This is a genomic window from Amycolatopsis sp. cmx-4-61 (genome assembly GCF_046548775.1).
Lineage (GTDB): Bacteria > Actinomycetota > Actinomycetes > Mycobacteriales > Pseudonocardiaceae > Amycolatopsis.
In genome coordinates, this window is the sequence record NZ_JAEBEI010000064.1 from 1 (window position 1) to 1118 (window position 1118).

A 1118-nucleotide genomic window follows, 5' to 3' on the forward strand; every position below is an offset into this window, starting at 1 on the left:
TGTGATGTCCAGAGAGGTTGGTCAGTCGGGTGACCGGCGGCTTGCCGCCGGTTGAGCTGTGGGGTCGGTGATGATTGTAGAAGTACAGCCAGCCTGGTAGCGCCGCCCGGCGCAGGGCCTCGGACGGGTAGAAGCGGGCGTAGGCCCAGCCCTCGGCGAGGGTGCGGTGGAACCGTTCGATCTTGCCGTTGGTCTGGGGCCGGTAAGGCCGGGTCCGTTTCGGGGTGATGCCCAGTTCGGTGCAGGTGTCGCGCCAGGCGTGGGAGCGGTAGGCCGAGCCGTTGTCCGAGAGGACGCGTTCGACGGTGACGCCGAGGTCGGTGAACCAAGCCACCGCCCGGCGCAGGACCGCGGTGGCGGTGGCGGCGGTTTCGTCGGTGTGGATTTCGGCGTAGGCGACGCGAGAGTGGTCGTCGATGACCGTGTGGACGAAGGCGGTGCCGGTGCGGGGCTTGTAGTCCGCGCCGCGGGGCAGCCCGGGCGTCGATCGTTTGTTGATCTCGCCTTGCCGGCGGCCGACGTAGCGGTGGCCACCGCCGTCGGGGATGTTGCCGAACTTGGTGACATCGACGTGGATCAGCGAGCCGGGATGGTCGTGTTCGTAGCGGCGCAGCGGTTCGCCGGTGACCCGGTCGATGCGGGAGAGCCGGTTGATCCGACAGCGCACCAACACCGCATGCACCGTGGATGCGGGCAGGCCGAGCCGGCCGGCGATCTGGACCGGGCCCAGCCGCTGTCGCCACCGCAGCCGCACGATCTGCCGCATCAGCGCGGGCGAGGTCTTGGTCGGGCTGTGGTGTGGGCGGCAGCTGCGGTCGGCCATCCCGGCCGCGCCTTCGCGCCGGTAGCGCTCGGCCCATTTACGGGCGGTCCTGGCAGCGACCATGAACATCTTCGCCGCTGCGGTGCAGGTCCAGCCCTGCTCGACGATCAAACGCGCCAACCGGAGCCGGGTGCGTGGGGTCAGGGTGGCGTTAGGGTGGGACACGAAGGCCTCCGGCGCGTGATGTGGTTCCTCGACAGCTCCACTTCACAACCGGAGGCCTTCACCTGTCAGCACGACAGGCCATCACCAGGTCACCTCAACCCGGCACAACGTCCCTGGACATCACAACTAG

At 68.8% G+C, this 1118-nt stretch carries 1 protein-coding gene; it reads right to left on the reverse strand.

All coding sequences use genetic code 11. From position 1 onward, the window contains the following. On the reverse strand, positions 1 to 988 hold a 988-nt coding region (locus ACLJOU_RS46910), incomplete at its 3' end, for an IS481 family transposase (RefSeq protein ID WP_410575786.1). Between the last annotated feature and the right edge of the window lie 130 nt (positions 989 to 1118).